Source organism: Cohnella algarum, assembly GCF_016937515.1.
GTDB lineage: Bacteria > Bacillota > Bacilli > Paenibacillales > Paenibacillaceae > Cohnella > Cohnella algarum.
This window is the reverse complement of record NZ_JAFHKM010000002.1, coordinates 4,739,505-4,756,476: the sequence shown is the minus strand read 5'-3', so window position 1 is coordinate 4,756,476 and position 16,972 is coordinate 4,739,505. Positions and strand designations below refer to the sequence as shown.

The 16,972-nt window shown below is 57.5% G+C and carries 16 protein-coding genes, 1 pseudogene and 1 other annotated feature; of the genes and pseudogenes, 6 read left to right on the top strand and 11 right to left on the bottom strand.

Annotation, left to right across the window (positions count from 1 at the left end; translation table 11 throughout):
* Positions 1 to 24: 24 nt before the first annotated feature.
* Both JW799_RS21420 and JW799_RS21415 read right to left on the bottom strand, forming a co-directional pair.
* Positions 25 to 354: an AzlD domain-containing protein gene (locus tag JW799_RS21420; RefSeq protein WP_080839309.1), complete on the bottom strand. Its 330-nt coding sequence runs from the start codon at positions 352 to 354 to the stop codon at positions 25 to 27.
* The gene (locus JW799_RS21415; protein ID WP_205431633.1) at positions 345 to 1,076 is read right to left on the bottom strand and encodes an AzlC family ABC transporter permease; all 732 of its coding nucleotides are present in this window, start codon (positions 1,074 to 1,076) and stop codon (positions 345 to 347) included. Before JW799_RS21415 ends, JW799_RS21420 begins: the two co-directional genes overlap by 10 nt.
* Before the next feature lie 162 nt (positions 1,077 to 1,238).
* On the opposite strand from JW799_RS21415, the gene JW799_RS21410 reads away from it, so the two are divergent.
* Positions 1,239 to 1,475 (top strand): hypothetical protein, encoded by a 237-nt coding sequence (locus JW799_RS21410; protein WP_139787290.1) that lies wholly within the window; start codon positions 1,239 to 1,241, stop codon positions 1,473 to 1,475.
* Positions 1,476 to 1,643: 168 nt separating this feature from the next.
* On the opposite strand, the gene gndA is transcribed toward JW799_RS21410, so the two are convergent.
* Genes gndA through zwf form a run of 4 tightly spaced genes read right to left on the bottom strand, consistent with a single transcriptional unit; the run spans position 1,644 to position 7,303 of the window.
* Positions 1,644 to 3,059, bottom strand: coding sequence for an NADP-dependent phosphogluconate dehydrogenase (gene gndA / locus JW799_RS21405; RefSeq protein ID WP_080839303.1), 1,416 nt, complete (start codon positions 3,057 to 3,059; stop codon positions 1,644 to 1,646).
* Positions 3,060 to 3,108: 49 nt separating this feature from the next.
* Complete coding sequence (fsa, locus tag JW799_RS21400; RefSeq protein WP_080839301.1) at positions 3,109 to 3,774, bottom strand: fructose-6-phosphate aldolase; 666 nt, start codon at positions 3,772 to 3,774, stop codon at positions 3,109 to 3,111.
* Between the two features lie 33 nt (positions 3,775 to 3,807).
* On the bottom strand, positions 3,808 to 5,799 hold the full coding sequence (tkt, locus tag JW799_RS21395; RefSeq protein WP_205431630.1) for a transketolase: 1,992 nt from the start codon (positions 5,797 to 5,799) through the stop codon (positions 3,808 to 3,810).
* Positions 5,777 to 7,303 carry a glucose-6-phosphate dehydrogenase gene (gene zwf / locus JW799_RS21390; RefSeq protein WP_080839298.1) on the bottom strand — a complete coding sequence of 509 codons (1,527 nt, stop codon included), beginning with the start codon at positions 7,301 to 7,303 and terminating at the stop codon, positions 5,777 to 5,779. The genes tkt and zwf overlap by 23 nt, the downstream gene beginning before the upstream one ends.
* Before the next feature lie 113 nt (positions 7,304 to 7,416).
* Between zwf and JW799_RS21385 the strand changes: the two genes are divergently transcribed.
* The 3 genes from JW799_RS21385 (at position 7,417) to JW799_RS21375 (ending at position 10,113) form a co-directional block, all read left to right on the top strand.
* Positions 7,417 to 8,295: a LysR family transcriptional regulator gene (locus JW799_RS21385; RefSeq protein WP_205431628.1), complete on the top strand. Its 879-nt coding sequence runs from the start codon at positions 7,417 to 7,419 to the stop codon at positions 8,293 to 8,295.
* Between the two features lie 136 nt (positions 8,296 to 8,431).
* On the top strand, positions 8,432 to 8,956 hold the full coding sequence (locus tag JW799_RS21380; protein ID WP_205431626.1) for an RNA polymerase sigma factor: 525 nt from the start codon (positions 8,432 to 8,434) through the stop codon (positions 8,954 to 8,956).
* Positions 8,953 to 10,113: a hypothetical protein gene (locus tag JW799_RS21375; RefSeq protein ID WP_205431624.1), complete on the top strand. Its 1,161-nt coding sequence runs from the start codon at positions 8,953 to 8,955 to the stop codon at positions 10,111 to 10,113. Before JW799_RS21380 ends, JW799_RS21375 begins: the two co-directional genes overlap by 4 nt.
* A 165-nt stretch (positions 10,114 to 10,278) precedes the next feature.
* Here JW799_RS21375 and JW799_RS21370 read toward each other — a convergent pair whose 3' ends face one another.
* Positions 10,279 to 10,743 carry a hypothetical protein gene (locus tag JW799_RS21370; RefSeq protein ID WP_080839290.1) on the bottom strand — a complete coding sequence of 155 codons (465 nt, stop codon included), beginning with the start codon at positions 10,741 to 10,743 and terminating at the stop codon, positions 10,279 to 10,281.
* A 149-nt stretch (positions 10,744 to 10,892) separates the two neighbouring features.
* On the opposite strand from JW799_RS21370, the gene JW799_RS21365 reads away from it, so the two are divergent.
* Positions 10,893 to 11,297 carry a VOC family protein gene (locus tag JW799_RS21365; protein ID WP_080839288.1) on the top strand — a complete coding sequence of 135 codons (405 nt, stop codon included), beginning with the start codon at positions 10,893 to 10,895 and terminating at the stop codon, positions 11,295 to 11,297.
* 167 nt (positions 11,298 to 11,464) lie between these two features.
* Here the strand turns inward: JW799_RS21365 and asd are convergent, their stop codons facing one another.
* The 3 genes from asd to JW799_RS21350 all read right to left on the bottom strand — a co-directional run bounded on the left by asd (position 11,465) and on the right by JW799_RS21350 (position 14,641).
* A complete protein-coding gene (gene asd, locus JW799_RS21360; RefSeq protein WP_205431621.1) occupies positions 11,465 to 12,550 on the bottom strand; it encodes an aspartate-semialdehyde dehydrogenase in 1,086 nt (361 codons plus the stop codon).
* Positions 12,551 to 12,664: 114 nt separating this feature from the next.
* Positions 12,665 to 12,926 (bottom strand) — a binding site (T-box leader).
* Between the two features lie 63 nt (positions 12,927 to 12,989).
* Positions 12,990 to 13,667: a serine/threonine protein kinase gene (locus tag JW799_RS21355; protein WP_205431619.1), complete on the bottom strand. Its 678-nt coding sequence runs from the start codon at positions 13,665 to 13,667 to the stop codon at positions 12,990 to 12,992.
* A gap of 119 nt (positions 13,668 to 13,786) precedes the next feature.
* Positions 13,787 to 14,641: a manganese catalase family protein gene (locus JW799_RS21350; protein ID WP_080839282.1), complete on the bottom strand. Its 855-nt coding sequence runs from the start codon at positions 14,639 to 14,641 to the stop codon at positions 13,787 to 13,789.
* A gap of 195 nt (positions 14,642 to 14,836) precedes the next feature.
* Here JW799_RS21350 and JW799_RS21345 point away from each other — a divergent pair.
* Positions 14,837 to 15,363: pseudogene (locus JW799_RS21345) on the top strand (DUF3231 family protein).
* Between the two features lie 33 nt (positions 15,364 to 15,396).
* Here the strand turns inward: JW799_RS21345 and JW799_RS21340 are convergent.
* A complete protein-coding gene (locus tag JW799_RS21340; RefSeq protein ID WP_080839279.1) occupies positions 15,397 to 16,887 on the bottom strand; it encodes a protein adenylyltransferase SelO in 1,491 nt (496 codons plus the stop codon).
* Positions 16,888 to 16,972: the final 85 nt, after the last annotated feature.

The following is a 16,972-nucleotide window of genomic DNA, read 5'->3' as shown; positions in this document are numbered from 1 at the left end:
CCCTCCGCATCGTCATTGCCCCTTTTAACCCAATAACGCCCGCAGCAGCATCATCGAAATCATCCCGGCGACGACCGTCGCCAACAAGCTTCGCGTCAGCAAGGCGACCGCGATCGTCGGCAAAGCGGCGTACAGCTCCGGTCCGGGAGGGAACAGGGCCGGCTTCCCGTTTTCCAGGAACAGCTCCTGCCCGACCAAGGCCGCCATGACGGCGATCGGGACATATTTCAGCCAGGTCATCCCCCAATCGGGGATCCGGATGCGGCTTAGCAAGACGAGCGGGACGATTCTCGGAATAAACGTGACAATGGACGCCCCTGCGATCATGAGAAACACTTCCCATCTTATTTCCATTTTTCCACCGCCATTCCGATCGTTGAGGCTATGAGCGCAGCTATGATCACGCCGACGTTAGCCGAAAATGCCATGCTTGCTCCTGCGACAATGAGGATCGCGCTTACGGCGACGATCAAATCGATCGCGAGGTTTTTCCGGCTCGTCAACTGCAGGACCAACAGCCCGATAAACATGGCGGACAAAGCAAAATCCAGCCCGAACTTTTCCGGATTTGCGATCCATCGCCCCAGAAAAGCTCCGGCCAACGTGGCCGCGATCCAATTCAGGTAAGCCGTCAGGTTCAGCCCGTGCATCCAACGCTCGCCGATCCGATTCGCGTCGGTCGCCCTTTGGATCGCGACTCCGAAGGTTTCGTCCGTGAGCAGCGCGCCGATCAGCATATTTTTCACGGGAGTCAAATGCCGGAAATACGGCGACAACGCCGCGCTAAGCAGCAGGTGGCGAAGGTTGACGATGAATACCGTGAACACGATGACGGCTATGGAGCCGTTTGCCGCAACCATTCCGGCCGCGATAAATTGCGCCGATCCGGCATAAATCATAACGGACATAAGCGCGATCTCCGCGATGCCAAGACCCGATGTTTTGCCGACGACGCCGGCGGCGAACCCGATGCTCAAGTAACCCAACAAAGTAGGAAGACAATCTTTTGCGCCTTGAAGGAAGCTGTCCCTTCCGATTTCCTCGGCCTTTTCCGCCGAAGGATGGTTCTCCTGCATCGATGCGATTCCTTTCCGACGTTCTGGTGCGGTTTCTATTGTAAGAAGTTTGCGTTTTTTCGGCAACCGCGCGCCCTTTCGCGTTTGCGCGTTTCTCCCGATCGATGGTATGATTTAGCCTTGCACGATCTATTCTTTTATCCGAAAGGCGGCGATCCGACCGTGAGTCCGCGCATCGAGCTGTACGACGCTTCGAATTTCGGTTTTCCCGATTACGCCGTCGCGTTCCGCTCGCTGAATCCGGCTCTGAACGGCGGGGAACTTGAGCGGCTGCGTTCGCGGAAATGCCTTCTCGTTCCCAGCAGGCAAATCTATTTATCAAGCGAAATCGCGGCGCTTTCGCCGAGCTGGAATATACGGCGGTTTACGTCCGGCATTTGCCGCTGCGCCGGCGCCTGAGCTGGTCGGCGCTCGAAAAGCTGCTCGTCAAAGCCGGCGTGCCGCTCCTGCGAAAATACAAGCTTTAATCCGTTCCCGAACCGGAACCAGCCGAAATCGAACCGGGCACGGAAACAAACCACCCCCAAGACCGCTTGTCCCGGGGGTGATCATCCATTGCGCTAACTTTTATTCATTCTCGATCCATTGGAAATGGAAGCTGCCCTTCCGGTCGAGCCGCTCGAACGTATGCGCGCCGAAATAGTCGCGCTGCGCCTGCAGCAGGTTCGCCGGCAGCCGCTCCGTACGGTAGCTGTCATAGTACGCCAAGGCGGCGGCGAATGCCGGTACGGGAATGCCTCTCGTCACGGCGACCGAAATGACGTTTCTCCAGGCGTCCTGATAATCGCTCACGATGCCGCTGAAGTATTCGTCCAGGAGCAGGTTCTGCAGCTCCGGATCGCGGTCGTAGGCGTCCTTGATGTTTTGCAGGAACCTCGCGCGAATGATGCAGCCTCCGCGGAAAATCATCGCGATGTTGCCGTAGTTCAGGTTCCAGCCGTAGGCGTCGGACGCGGCCCGCATTTGCGCGAAGCCTTGCGCGTACGAGGCGATTTTGCTGGCGTACAGCGCTTTGCGGACGGCTTCGATAAAGTCCTGCCGATTTCCTTCGAAGCTCGCCGCCTTCGGTCCGGACAGCTTCTTGCTTGCCGCGACGCGCTCTTCCTTCATCGCGGAGATGAAGCGGGCGAATACGGATTCGGTGATAATGGAGAGCGGAACGCCCAAATCGAGGGCGCTTTGGCTCGTCCATTTTCCGGTTCCCTTTTGCCCCGCCGAGTCCAGGATGACGTCCACCATCGGCTTGCCCGTATCCGGGTCCGTCTTCGAGAAGATGTCCGCCGTGATTTCGATCAGATAGCTGTCGAGCTCGCCCTTGTTCCACTCGGTGAAAATTTCGTGCAGCTCGCTCGTGCTCAGGCCCAGCACATCTTTGAGCAAGTGGTACGCTTCGCCGATCAGCTGCATGTCGCCGTATTCGATGCCGTTGTGCACCATCTTGACGTAGTGCCCGGCGCCGTCTTCGCCGATGTAGGTCGAGCACGGATCGCCGTTCACCTTCGCCGAAATCGCGGTCAAAATCGGCTCGACGAGCTCATACGCGCTCTTCTGTCCGCCCGGCATGATCGCGGGACCGCGCAGCGCTCCCTCTTCGCCGCCGGATACGCCCGCCCCGATGAAGCGGAAGCCTTTCTCCTGCAGCTCTTTGTTGCGTCTTTGCGTATCCGGGAAGTACGCGTTGCCGCCGTCGATCAGGATGTCGCCCGGATCGAGGTAAGGCACGAGCTGGTTGATCGTGTCGTCCGTCGGCTGGCCGGCTTTGACCATGATCAGGATTTTGCGGGGCGTCTCGAGCGCCTGGACGAACTCTTCGACGCTGTACGTGCCGACGAAATTTTTCCCCTTCGCTTCTTCCAGCAGTTCGTTCGTCTTTTCCGGCGAACGGTTGTACACCGCCACGGAGAAGCCTTTGCTTTCGATGTTCAGGGCGAGGTTTTTGCCCATGACGGCAAGCCCTACCACGCCGATTTGCTGCTTGCTCATTGTCTCCCCTGCCTCCTATGCTTGTTTTCTCTGTTAGTTGAACAGCTTCTTATTGAACGGCCTTTTTCCAGTCGGCCGCGAATTTTTCGAGCCCTTGATCCGTAAGCGGGTGCTTCGAGAGCTGTTCGATGACGGAAAACGGAACGGTGGCGATATGCGCGCCGGCGAGCGCTACGCGGGTGACGTGATCCGGGTGGCGAACGGAAGCGGCGATAATTTGCGTATCCAGGTTATGAACGCGGAACAGTTCGGCTACGCGGGCGACGAGCTGCACGCCGTCTTCCGAAATGTCGTCCAGGCGGCCAAGGAACGGCGATACGTACGTAGCGCCGGCGCGGGCGGCCAGCAGCGCCTGGTTGACCGTAAAGATGAGCGTGACGTTCGTCTTGACGCCTTTTTTGGTCAAGTAGCGGCAGGCTTCGAGTCCGGCGAGCGTCATCGGGAGCTTGATCGTGATGTTTTTGTCGTTGTTGTTGATTTTGATCAGTTCGTTCGCTTGCGCGATCATGTCTTCCGCGGTCAGCGCGTCGGGCGTCACTTCGGCGGAAACCGATTCGACCTCCGGCACTTCCTTCAAAATCTCCTCGATGCGGTCCTCGAATTTGACGCCTTCCTTCGCCACCAGCGAAGGATTCGTCGTTACGCCGGACAATACGCCGATTTTGTACGCCTTTTTGATGTCTGCCAGGTTGGCGGAGTCAATAAAAAATTTCATTTTTCATGCCCTCCAATATATGGTTTGATTTTATTATAGCAATTCTTTGGCCAAGCTAACGACGTTGGCGACAGAGAAGCCGAAATATTCCATGACCGCGCCTCCCGGGCCGGATGCGCCGAACGTGTCGATCGACAGCACCTTTCCGCCCGGTCCCGCGTAGCGGTCCCAGCCGAGCGAAATGCCGGCTTCGATGGCGATCCGTTTCGTTGCGGAATCCGGCAGCACGCTTTGCTTGTAGGCTTCGGACTGGCGATCGAACAGCTCGCGGCTCGGCATGGCGACGACGCGTACGGAAACGTTATCCTTCTCGAGCTCCGCCTTGGCGTTCACGGCCAGGGACACTTCCGAGCCGGTCGCGATCAGAATGACGTCCGGTTGCCCGTTCGTTTCCGTCAGCACATAGCCGCCGTTGGCGACCTGGTCGCGGTTCGCTTTCGTTTGCTCGTAAACCGGCAGGTTTTGCCGGCTCAGAATGAGCGCGACCGGACCTTCCTTCTGCGTAAGCGCGTAAGCCCAGGCGCTCGCCGTCTCGTTGGCGTCGGACGGCCGGATGACCGTAAGTCCAGGAATCGTGCGGAGCGCGGCCAAATGCTCGACGGGCTCGTGCGTCGGACCGTCTTCCCCGACGGCGATCGAGTCGTGAGTGAACACGTAGACGACCGGCAGCTTCTGCAGCGCGGCAAGCCGGATCGAAGGCCGCAAGTAGTCGCTGAACACGAAGAACGTACTGACGAACGGGTTGACGCCGCCATGCAGCGCCATGCCGTTGCCGGCCGCGCCCATCGCATGTTCGCGGACGCCGAAGTAGACGTTGCGTCCGGCATAGGATTGGACGGCGAACGTGCTCTCTCCCTTGATGTCGGTCATCGTCGAGTGGGAAAGGTCGGCGCTTCCTCCGAAGATGGAAGGAACGGACTTGACGAAATGATTGATCGCTTCGCCGCTCGCGACGCGGGTCGAAATGCTTTTCGAGGTGTCGAATGTCAGGACGTCGGCCGTTTCGATCTTGACGTCCCCGGCGATCGCCGCCGCGAGTTCCTTGCCCTGCGACGGGTACTTGGCGGAATAGGCGGCGAACAGCTTGTTCCACTCTTCTTCCTTGGCTGCGCCCTGCTGCTTCAGGCGGTCGAAATGCGCCCGGACTTCGCTCGGCACGGTGAACTCTTCCTCGTAAGGCCAGCCGTACACTTCCTTGGTCGCTTTGGCTTCCTCTTTGCCGAGCGGATTGCCGTGCACTTTGTTCGTGCCGGCCGCTTTGCTGCCGTATCCGATGATCGTGCGGACTTCGATGATCGTCGGCCGTTCCTTATTTTGCTTCGCGGCCGCGATCGCATTCGAGATCGCCGCGATATCGTTCCCGTCTTCGACCCGCAAGTAATGCCAATTTGCGGATTCGGCCCGTTTTTGCACGTTTTCGCTGAAGCTGAGGTTCAGCTCGCCGTCCAGCGAAATGTCGTTGGAATCGTACAGCACGATCAGCTTGTCGAGCTTCATATGGCCCGCCATCGACATCGCCTCGTAGGAGATGCCCTCCATCAGGCAGCCGTCGCCGACAAGCGCGTACGTATAATGATCGACGACCGGGAAGCCGTCCTGGTTGAATTTCGAAGCGAGATGAGCTTCGGCCATCGCCATCCCGACCGCCATGGCGATCCCCTGCCCCAGCGGACCCGTCGTGGCGTCGACGCCATCCGTATGCCCGTATTCGGGATGTCCCGGCGTGCGGCTGTTCAGCTTGCGGAACTGCTTCAGATCCTCGATCGAAACCTGGTACCCGAACAGGTGGAGAAGGCTGTACAGCAAAGCGGAACCGTGGCCCGCGGACAGAACGAACCGGTCGCGGTTGAACCATTTGGCATTGCCCGGATTGTGCTTCAAATGTTCGGACCAAAGGCTGTAAGCCATCGGGGCCGCGCCCATCGGCAGGCCCGGATGTCCGGAATTGGCGGCGTTGATGGCGTCGATCGACAGCGTGCGGATCGTATCGATCGCGAATTGATCAATGGTTTGCGTGGTAGGCATAGCGTTCTCCTTCGTTCGTTTCGGATTTTGGTTGCGGTTTGTCGTCAAACCACCAGCGGTTGCCGTCTTGGGCGAGAAGCTCGTCGGCCTCGGCGGGGCCGTAGCTGCCCGCTTCGTAAAGGCGAAGCGGCACGAGATTTTCTTCGAAGGCGTCCAGCACCGGTTGAACCCACTGCCACGACAGTTCGACCTCGTCCCAATGCGCGAAGAACGTGGAGTCGCCGTTCAATGCGTCTCCGATCAAGTTCTCGTAGGCTTCGGGAGAGTTCGCCTGGCTCGCGTGAAGGTCGACGTGGATCGGCTTGAACCCGCCGTTCGCCCCCGGCTCCTTCTCGTTGAGCTGCAGCGTAATGCCTTCGTTCGGCCCGATCTCGATGACGAGAAGATTGGGCGAAACGCCGTCTTCTTTTTTCGATCGGGCTTGTTGGACCGGTTCCTTGAACTCGACCACGATTCGCGTCGACTTCTCTTTCATCCGTTTCCCCGTCCGGATATAGAAAGGAACGCCTCGCCAGTCGTTGTTGTCGATTTGCAGCCGCGCGGCGATGAACGTATCGTTCAGGGATGAAGCCGCGATGCCCGGTTCGGACGTGTAGCCGGCGACCGGCTTGCCCGCGATGCTCCCCGCGGCGTATTGTCCGCGAACGAGGTGGGCGGCGACTTCCTCTTTCGGCACGGGGCGGAGCGCCTCCATCACTCTCTTTTTCTTGAAGCGCACCTTCTCGGAGCTGCTGTCGTGCGGAAGGTGAATCGCCGCCATCATGAGCAGCTGCAGCATATGATTTTGAAACATGTCCCGTACGGCGCCCACATGATCGTAATATCCCGCCCGTTCCTCGACGCCGACCGTTTCGTTGGCCGTAATCTGCACGTTTGAAATGTAGCGGTTGGTCCACAGCGCCTGGATGACCGGATTCGCCTGCTGAAGCGATTCGAGCCGCTGAACGACCGGCTTGCCGAGATAGTGGTCGATGCGGTAAATTTCTTCTTCCGCGAACGATTGGCTCAAATTCCGATTCAAATCCCGAGCCGATTGCAAATCGTGGCCGAACGGCTTCTCGATGACGAGACGTTTCCAGCCGCTCGTCGAGCCGAGTCCGCTGCTTTGGATGTTGGCGGCGATCGGTTCGAAAAATTCCGGTCCGACGGACAGATAGAACAAACGGTTTTGCGGCATGCCCAGCTCTTCTTCCCGTTGCTCCACGAGCGCCAGCAGCTTTTTGTAATCTTCTTCGCGGCCGATGTCCAGCACGCAGTACCGGAACGCCCGCAAAAAACGGTTCAGCGTATCGGCGTTGTCCGCTTTGCGGCGGGAAAAACGCTCGAGGGATTGCGCGACGCTCGTTTGGAAAAACTCGTCGGTCCATTCCCTTCTTCCGAGACCGACGACGGAGAACGTTTCCGGCAGCTTGCCGTCGACGAACAAATTATAAAGGGCGGGGTAAATTTTCCGTTTGGCCAAATCCCCGGTCGCCCCGAACAGTACGAAAGTAGTCGGTTCCATCCATCTTCACCTTCCTATCCCGAGATGCTGGTTTTTTTTTGTATTTTCACTATAATACAAATAACAGCCATACAAGTAATTAATATATTTCACAGGAGCTATAGACCACATTTATGGGAAACAACTACGAACTATATAAAGTGTTTTATTGGGCGGCGAAAACGGGAAGCTTGTCCCAGGCGGCCAAAGCGTTGTATTTGACCCAGCCGAGCGTCAGCCACGCGATCAAACAGCTGGAGGAAAGCTTCGGCGTCGCGTTGTTCTACCGCAATTCCAAAGGCGTCGAACTGACGCAGGAAGGCGCCGTCCTGTACTCCTATATCGAGCAGTCGCAAATTCTGATCACGCTCGCCGAGGAAAAAATGGCCGCCCTCAAAAACCTGGAGAGCGGCGAGCTGCGCATCGGCGGAAGCGACTCGTTGTTCAAGCATTATCTGCTTCCATATTTGGAAAGCTTTCACGAAAACCACCCCGGCGTCAAGCTGCATCTGCATCACGGCACGACGCCGGAGGTCATCACATTCCTGAAAGAAGGCCGGATCGATCTGGGCGTCGTTCGCATGCCGATCATCGACCCTCAGCTCGACGTGAGGGAAAGCTTTCAACTGCAGGATTGCTTCGTCGCGGGGGCCCATTACGCCGAACTGAAGGACACGGTGCTGACGCTCGACATGCTGCTTCAGAATCCGATCATCCTGTTTTCCCGGAACAGCCGCGCCCGGATGACGATCACGGAAATTTTCCAAAGCTACGGGTATTCGATCAAGCCGGAGATCGAGGTCGGAAGCGTCGATTTGTTGATCGAGCTTGCGCGCAGAGGTCTCGGCATCTCTTACGTGACGCGGGAATTCGTTTCGAAGGAACTGGAGGAAGGCTCGCTGTTCGAAGTGAAATTGAACGTGCCGCTGCCTCCCTCCCACGTCGGGATTTTAACGATGCGGAACATGCCGCTCTCCAGCGCGGCAAGAGCTTTTGTCAAATTAGTTCAATGAGGTGCCGAACGCTGACCGAATAAACGCGACCTCTCCGATACGATCCTTCCTCTCGCGATTTGCGCCAAGCCCGCGAACCGATTCCCCGCCTTGTGACAATATAGAGATGAATGGCCATTCGGGAAGGAGAAGCGACTTGGATATTGATGAGTTGATCGAGCTTGTGGAGCTGCACGGCAAGTCGATTTACGGTTTTTGCCGCAAGCTGACGGGAAACAAAGAGGATGCGGACGATTTGTATCAGGAAACCTTTCTTAAGGCTGTGGAGCTGCGTCACAAGATAGATGCATCCCGCAATCCCAAAGCTTTTCTCATTTCGATCGCCATTCGGCTGCACAAAAATCATCGCCGCAAGCTTTCCTGGAGGCAAAAAATCGCCCCCGCTGCCGAGCTTGGCGATGCGGCCGACAAGATCGCTTCGTTCGCGAGCGAAACGACGCCGGAAGATGCCGTGCTGTCGCTTGAACAGCGCGCCATGCTTCAGGACGCCGCTCGACGGCTGGACGACAAGCTGAAGCTTCCTCTTTACATGTACTACACGGCGGAAATGACCGTCGAGGAGATTTCTTCGGCGCTGAGAATTCCGCCGGGAACGGTAAAGAGCAGGCTGCACAAAGCCCGCAAGACCATGAGAGAAGTATTGGAGGTCGATTCCCCGTGAAGGACGCGGATTGGGAACGAATGCTCAGCCAAGCCCTGGCTCCCGCAGCGGAGCCCGAAGAAGAGTTGAATCAAAGCATCATCCGACAATTACAAGAGCGCGGGCGGAGCAAGCCGAAAGCCAAGAAAAGGTTATCCGCAGGTCTATTGGCTGCCGTATTGCTGCTCGTCCTGTCCGTTTCCGCTTATGCGGCGACTCGGCTCTTCAGCGCCGGGCAGGTTGCCGAGATGTTTGGCGATCGGCTGCTGGCGGATGCGTTTGAAAGCAAAGACGCTGTTCGGATCGAACGATCCATGGCTTCCGGAGACTACCATTTTACGCTGCACGGTCTCGTAACGGGGGCAGGTCTTTCCGAATTCAAGCATTTGTCGGAGGATCTCTACCCTGACCGGACCTATGCGGTCGTCTCCATAACCCGACAGGACGGCAAACCGATGCCGGATACCGACGATCCCGAATACGGCAAAGATCCGTTCTTCATTTCGCCGTTGGTTAAAGGCCTGAAGCCGTGGGAGGCGAACATCTTCTCGATGAACGGCGGATACAGCGAGGACGTGTTGGATGGCGTCATGTACAGACTTATTTCGTTAGACGAAGTGGAAATGTTCGCAGACAGAGGGGTGTATTTGGCGATCAGCAGCGGCTCCGCGTTTTACAGCAGCGAAGCGTTCCGCTATGACGAAAAAACGGGGGAAATCCACGCCAGAGAAGACTATCCCGGCGCTTCGCTGCTGTTCGAGCTCCCTCTCGATGCGGCAAAAGCGGACCGCGATAAAGCCGACGCTTATTTGGATTCGTTGTCGTCCCCATCGTCTTCGCATGATTCGGGAACTGAGGAAGAGTGGATAAAATGGATGCAAGAGCTGCGGGCCAAAATCCGCGACGGCGAGACGATCGGGCAGACCGTGCCCGGATCCGTAAAAGAAATGACCTACGACGATTCCGGAAAGATCGCGTATGCGTTTGGCGAACGAAGCGTCACGATGTCTCCCGAAGACTTGTTCGAGGAAGGCCAAATCGGATTCTCGGATAGACGGCTTCCCATCAGCGGAGGAATTGACAATACCTATGAGGCGGTGCTGTTTCACAGGGACGAAAACGGCGTGATAACCGGCAGAATCGTGATTTTGGGCGAAGGCTCGATCCCTGAATTTTAATTGACGCTGATTGTCGCGCAACTGATTGCCTTTCCCCAAAAATAGCCGGAACCCTCCATTCAGCGTGCTCTTCTCCGGGGTGCATGGTTGAATGGGAGGGATTCCGGTTATTTTTTCGCGAGATGCCCGGGCAAAAATTCTCTTGCCGCCTTCGGCTTGCGAAGCCTAATACCGGCTTCTCCTGCGGAAAAGCCGTACGACGAAATAAATGACGGCAATCCACAACGCGATGCTGATCAACGAAAGAAACGGAGCGCCGAGCGAAAATCCGGCAAACGGGTTAAACAGCCCGCCCAAAATCGTTCCCAACGCCAACCCGCCGAACAGCCCGCCGAAAAAGCCGCCGAAGCCGGTGCGCGGGGCCGGAGCCGGGGTCGTCCCCGTACGCGGCGGGTTTCGCGTCGCGTTGTCCGGCGTCGTGCGCCTCGGATTTCCGACTCCCGGATTGTAGCCGGTCCGAGGAGAACGGAAACTCCCCCCTCTTCGGTAAGGCTGTATCGTCGAATCGGAAATCGCCGAGTCCGTAAGCTCCGAACCGTGCCGAAGGACATGGGCTTCTCCGTAACCGACGCCTGCGGACAAGCCGGACATCAACGTCATCGCCATCAGCGCCACCAGCAGCTTCCTCATCTGTTCGCGTACACCTCCACCGGTAGCTTGCCCCTTTCGGGACGGAACATTCGGCTTCGATTCCGCAATCCGTAAGAAACGATGCGATCGCGTCTTTGATACACTGGGTTTATAAAAACGTCCAATTCCAGTTGAAAGGGTGTTCGATCATGGGCATTTTGAAGCCTTACATCATTTCGGAGGATGCGAGAGCGCAGGCCGATTTCTATTTGCGCTCGCTCGGCGGCGAGATCGTATCCGTCATTACGCACGGCGAAGCGATGGGAGCGGAAAACGAATTCAGGGACAAAGTGATGCACATGTGCCTGTCCGTTGCCGGCAGCAACTACATTTTCATGGCGGATGCGGTCGAGCCGTTCGCTCACGGGACCGGTCTTTATCTCTCGATCGAATACAAAACGGCGGCCGAAGCCGGCGAAGCGTTCGCAAAGCTGGCGGAAGGCGGCAAAGTGAAATATCCGTTCGAGCTGCAGCCGTTCGGCCTGTACTTAGGCGAGGCTACCGACCGGTACGGCGTGTCGTGGATGATTACCTCCGAGCCGAAAACGGAATAAGCCGATACGGTCCCGGTTCATGGCGGGCTGCGGTGGATATTGTCAATGAAAACCCGTTATTTCGCGATACTTTCTTGCTTTTGCGTAGCTGAGAAAGTTCAAAAAATCCCGAGCGCAAGATGCGGCTCGGGATTTTTGGCGCTTTACGCGCCTTTCAATAATGCGGTTTATTTCGCCTGAATATAGCCTTCCGCCTTCAGCAGCTCGGCGATCAGAACCGCGCCGCCGGCCGCGCCGCGCAGCGTATTGTGCGAGAGGCCTACGAATTTGTAATCGTAGATGGAATCCTCGCGCAGCCGGCCCGTCGAAACGCCCATGCCGCGCTCGATGTCGCGATCGAGCTTCGTTTGCGGCCGGTTCTCTTCCTCGAAATACGTGATGAACCGCTTCGGGGCGCTGGGCAGCCCCAGCTCCTGCGGCCGTCCTTTGAACTGTCGCCAGCGCGCGAGAATGTCTTCCTTCGAAGGCTTGTTCTCGAACGAAACGAAGACGGCGGCCATGTGCCCGTCCGTGACCGGGACGCGGATGCATTGCGTCGTAATGAGCGGCGAGTTCGCCTTGACGATTTCCCCGCCGTTCACGCTGCCCCAGATGCGCAGCGGCTCCTGTTCGCTTTTCTCTTCTTCGCCGCCGATATACGGGATGACATTGTCCAGCATTTCCGGCCAGTCGGCAAAGTTTTTGCCGGCTCCGGAAATCGCCTGATACGTCGTGGCGACCACTTTCGTCGGCTTGTAATCGAGCAGCGCGTGAAGGGCCGGCACATAGCTTTGAATAGAACAGTTCGGCTTGACGGCGATAAAGCCGGTCGAAGTGCCGAGCCGCCTTCTTTGGGCGGCAATGACGTCGAGGTGTCCCGGATTGATTTCCGGAATGACCATCGGCACGTCGGGCGTCCAGCGGTGAGCCGAGTTGTTGGAGACGACGGGCGTCCCGGTTTTGGCGTAGGCTTCCTCGAGCGCCTGAATCTCATTCTTTTTCATATCGACCGCGCAAAAAATAAAATCGACCCCGGAGGCGACCTCCTCCACCTTCGACGCGTCCTGAACGACGATCTTTTTGACGTCTTCCGGGATCGGAGTGCTCAGCTTCCATCTTCCCTGCACGGATTCCTCGTACGTTTTGCCCGCCGAGCCGGCGCTCGCCGCGATCGCCGCCACTTCAAACCAAGGGTGCTGATCGAGGAGCTGGACGAACCGCTGGCCGACCATGCCCGTACCTCCGACAATTCCGACCTTCAATTTTTCCCCCATATGCTATTCCTCCTGAAATCCGGTTTATTTCCCATGTCTTCTTCTATACCGTATGTTACTTGCGCCGCGATTTCCTTGGCAACAATAAAAAAATCCCACCCCCAAGACATTGGTCTCAGGGACGAGATTGGTTTCCCGCGGTACCACCCCAGATTCGCCGATACGTCGCCGCATCGGCCTCTTCGGGTACGGCATAACGTCGCCATGCTTATACCCTAGCTCTGTAACAGGAGCTCCTGTCGCACCATCCCCCGCTCTCGGGTTCCGATGCGCTGCTCGGAGGCTTTCTTCAATAAACGATTCTTTGCTCCTTTTCAGCTGCCGGAGCTCTCTGGGAAAGATTTCGCTTATCTACTCTTCTCTTCATCGCATTTCATATTGCGAATATAATATCAAATAATGACTGCGAGGTAAACCTCATTTCGCCATTTTTTACGGATTATTTCCGCAAAAACAACCGTTTGATCCGCTCCGCGAAATCCTGCAGGTTTCCGTTCGCCGGATCGAGGCGGTAATAGCCGTTTTTCACCGCTTCCAGCACCCAAAGCGGCAGCTTCTTTCCTTCCAGCAGCGGATAGACGTTGTCATATGCCCAAACGAGATGCTCCCATCGCTTGTCGTTTCCGTCCTTGACGTACTCGGATACGTCGAGCACTTTGCCGCGGCCGTCCTGGAGCAGCACGTTTTTCAAGTGGATGTCCCGCGGATTGAGGCCCTTCTCCCGAACAAACGCTCTCGCCGCCTCGACGTCCTCGATCGCCTGCCGGGGGACCGGCACTCCGTAAAGCAAGCAGTCGTACAGCGTCAATCCGCTTTCGCGGCTGATCGCGACGTAACGCTCTCCCGCCCCGTAAAAGACGGGAAAATACGGGCTGCCGGCCAAGACCCGATACACCTCGATCTCCGCTTGCTTCTTGGGCAAAGCCTCCGCCGCATAGAGCTTGTAAGCAAAGGTCGGCATAGGCTCAAAGACGAATACGGCGGCATCGGTTCCCACCCCGATGCACTGCAGGTCGTCGGACTCGCCTTCGATCGTGACCGGATCGTTCTCCCCGTTCTTGAACACTTCCATGCAATCCAGGGCGGTTTCGGCTTGCCTCCATCTCTCTTCGTTCATGAGCCACCTCGTTCGGTTCATTGCCGGATTCAGTACGATCGTACCACACTCCGGCTCAAATTGACACGGGCGGGCCCCATCGAAAAGCTGCCGGAAAACCGGCAGCCGATCGGTATCGTTTATCGGTTCAAATCGCGAATTCCCGGGCTGTGCTCGTTCGGCATTTCCGGCAGCTCCGGCACGGGAAATCCGGCCGGCGGTTCGGTAACCGCCATATTCCCGCCGTTGCGGCTGGGCGTTTCTCCTTGAATCACTTGGGCGATCAGGGTCGGGTCCAACCTGTAGTTGAACTGGACGTTATGGTAGCCGAGGTCGACGAACTTGCGGCATTCGGGATACTTGTTAATATCGTAATTCGGGATCGGGAACACGTTCCCCCACTCGACCCCCAGCGTTTCGAGCGCTTTGGCAAATACGTTCTGATGCGCGTTGTCGCGAACGATGAGAAAACCGAGCGTTTCGCGGAACGTTTTGTTCGTGCTCATCTCGTATATTCTCGTTTTTTGGAGAACTCCGGTCGACTCGAGAATGACGTTGTTCAGCATGTCGGCGATCAAATTTCCGTGACTGTAAACCCAGGATCCGTTCCACGGATACCCGCTGGCGTCGACCGGAAGCGATGCTTGCGCTCCGATGATGAAATGGTGGGGATTGGCGTGCTTGACCGCTTCGTCAAGGGGCGCGCCGTCCGTACCCGAAGCGCCCGGCACGGGGTTTCCCGATCCGGTAAGCAGCTGGTTGATCGTATTCTGCACGAGCTCGACATGCGCGATTTCCTCAAGAAACACGCCCCGAAGCAAGTCGCGGAACTTTTTGTCCTTCCCCCTGAAGTTGGAGCTCTGGAAAAAATATTGCATCATCGTCCGCATTTCGCCGAACTGGCCGCCGAGCGTTTCCTGCAGCACTTTGGCCGCGGCCGGATCCGGATGATCGGGAACGATGATGTTGATCAATTCCTCTTTGTAATAGTACATCGTCAACACTCCTCGCGTAGTTGGAAACTGTGTTTACCTTTTCCGAATGACGCTTGGTTATGACGAATTCGGGCAAGTATCATTTTCCACACATAGCGTCGATGAAACTGGGACAAAAAAATGGGGTGAACGGTTCGACGCGCTCGATTCGGCGGCGAAACCCTTCAACGATCAGAAAAACGAGGAGCGAATCAGATGGGGATCTTAAGCGGCAACCCGAAGGACGAGCCGTTGCACTATGGAGAGGCGCACCAAATTTGGCAATTCTCCATGGCGGCGAAAGGGTGCGTTTCGTCTTACCGGGCGCTGAGCTATCATGCCGGCGATAAGGAATTGAAAGAAATTATCGGCGACGCGATCAACCAGGCCGAGCTGGAAGCGAGCGAATGCGACCGTATTTTGACCGCCAACGGCATCGCCCCGAGCCCGGGACTTCCCGACCGGCCGGAGGCGGCGCTGGAAGACATATCGGCGCCCGGTTTGGCGATATGGAAATCGCCCCGAAGCTCGCCGCGGACACGGCGGCCGGCCTTGTCGCCTGCAGCCAAATCATGGGCATGTCCATCCGCGAGGACGTCGGGGCGCTGTTCGCCAAGTACCACGCCACGAAAGCGGCGCTTGGGTTGAAAATTCTCCGGCTCAGCAAAAAGAAAGGCTGGCTCGTTCCGCCTCCCCTGCAGGTGAAACGGCCCGAAAACGAGCGCGAAGCCGTGCCGAATTAACCCTCAAAGAAAAAACGTCGGCGCAGCTTCGGCTCAAGTCCCGCAAAACGTCCGATAAGGCACGTTCGACGGCTCGGGCGGCGAACCAAACTCCGCCTGTTCGGGAGCGTGCGCGAACGGATCCGCAAGAGCGTCCAGAAGCCGCTGCATGACGCTGTAATCTCCGCGCTCCGCCGCGGCTTCGAGCGCCTCTTCGACCCGGTGGTTGCGCGGAATAACGGCCGGGTTGCTTTCGCGCATCAACCGATGCGCGGCATCCTTCGATTCCGGCTGCCGGCCCAGCCTTTCCCTCCACCGCTCCAGCCACGGGGCGAAATCCGCGTCTTTGCTCAAGGCCGATTTTTCCGTTTGATCGAATGTAAGCGAAAGGAACGTATTCGTGTAGTCGGCCCCGTTTTTTTGCATCATGCCGAGCAAGTCTTCGACAAGGTCTTCGTCTTGCGGCTCCTCGTTAAAAATCCCCAGCTTCGCTCTCATTCCGGCAAGCCAATGGCGCTTAAACGTTTCGAAATAATGCGACAGCGCCTCCTCGGCGATTTTGACGGCTTCGTCCTCGTCGTCGTGCAGCAGCGGAAGGAGCGATTCGGCAAATCTCGCAAGGTTCCATCCGGCGATGCGCGGCTGATTTCCGTACGCATAGCGGCCGTGAACGTCGATCGAGCTGAACACCGTCGCCGGATCGTAAGCATCCATGAAGGCGCAAGGGCCGTAGTCTATCGTTTCGCCGCTGACGGCCATATTGTCGGTGTTCATGACTCCGTGAATAAATCCGACGAGCTGCCATTTGGCAATCAGGTCGGCTTGCCGCCCGATCATCTTGCGCAGCAGGCAAAGATAGCGGTTTTCTCCGGCTTCCTCCGCCTCGTTTTCAACTTCCGGGTAATGCCTCTGAAGCGCATAGTCGGCCAGCGCCCGAAGCTCCGCCGCGGTTCCGAATTGCGCGGCGAATTGAAAGGTGCCCACGCGCAAATGGCTGGCGGCCACCCGGGTCGGGACGGCTCCGGGAAGCTCGGTTTCGCGGTAGACCGGCTCGCCCGTCGTCACCACCGCCAGGCTTCGCGTGGTCGGAATCCCCAGCGCGTGCATCGCTTCGCTGATGATATATTCGCGCAGCATCGGGCCGAGCGCCGCTCTGCCGTCGCCGCCGCGCGAGTACGGCGTTCGCCCGGAGCCCTTGAGCTGGATGTCGAACCGCTCCCCTTGCGGGGCGATCTGTTCGCCCAGCAGCAGGGCGCGGCCGTCCCCCAGCATGTTAAAATGCCCGAACTGATGTCCCGCGTAAGCCTGAGCCAGAGGCATGGCGCCTTCGGGAACCCGGTTGCCGGCATGCACGGCCACGCCTTCATCGCTTTCGAGCGCTTGGGCGTTCAGACCCAGCGACTCGGCCAGCGGCCGGTTCAGAATGGCCAGCTTGGGCGAACGAACGGGATCCGGTGCCTGTCTCGTAAAAAAGAGCTCCGGCAGTCGCGCGTAACTGTTATCGAAGTGCCATCCGGCATCGACCATGGCTTTTTTCTCCTTCATCGTGTCACCTTTTTCCTTCGTTTCATAAAGGCATTGCCCCTTGTAGGGTTTGCCAGCGCATCATTATTATACCCTTCCTCCGGTA

Excerpts from the sequence above, each read along its gene's own strand:
- JW799_RS21420 (WP_080839309.1), bottom strand. The coding sequence starts at position 354 with ATGGAAATAAGATGGGAAGTGTTTCTCATGATCGCAGGGGCGTCCATT.
- JW799_RS21415 (WP_205431633.1), bottom strand. The coding sequence starts at position 1,076 with ATGCAGGAGAACCATCCTTCGGCGGAAAAGGCCGAGGAAATCGGAAGG.
- gndA (WP_080839303.1), bottom strand. The coding sequence starts at position 3,059 with ATGAGCAAGCAGCAAATCGGCGTGGTAGGGCTTGCCGTCATGGGCAAA.
- fsa (WP_080839301.1), bottom strand. The coding sequence starts at position 3,774 with ATGAAATTTTTTATTGACTCCGCCAACCTGGCAGACATCAAAAAGGCG.
- tkt (WP_205431630.1), bottom strand. The coding sequence starts at position 5,799 with ATGCCTACCACGCAAACCATTGATCAATTCGCGATCGATACGATCCGC.
- zwf (WP_080839298.1), bottom strand. The coding sequence starts at position 7,303 with ATGGAACCGACTACTTTCGTACTGTTCGGGGCGACCGGGGATTTGGCC.
- JW799_RS21385 (WP_205431628.1), top strand. The coding sequence starts at position 7,417 with ATGGGAAACAACTACGAACTATATAAAGTGTTTTATTGGGCGGCGAAA.
- JW799_RS21370 (WP_080839290.1), bottom strand. The coding sequence starts at position 10,743 with ATGAGGAAGCTGCTGGTGGCGCTGATGGCGATGACGTTGATGTCCGGC.
- JW799_RS21365 (WP_080839288.1), top strand. The coding sequence starts at position 10,893 with ATGGGCATTTTGAAGCCTTACATCATTTCGGAGGATGCGAGAGCGCAG.
- asd (WP_205431621.1), bottom strand. The coding sequence starts at position 12,550 with ATGGGGGAAAAATTGAAGGTCGGAATTGTCGGAGGTACGGGCATGGTC.
- JW799_RS21355 (WP_205431619.1), bottom strand. The coding sequence starts at position 13,667 with ATGAACGAAGAGAGATGGAGGCAAGCCGAAACCGCCCTGGATTGCATG.
- JW799_RS21350 (WP_080839282.1), bottom strand. The coding sequence starts at position 14,641 with ATGTACTATTACAAAGAGGAATTGATCAACATCATCGTTCCCGATCAT.
- JW799_RS21340 (WP_080839279.1), bottom strand. The coding sequence starts at position 16,887 with ATGAAGGAGAAAAAAGCCATGGTCGATGCCGGATGGCACTTCGATAAC.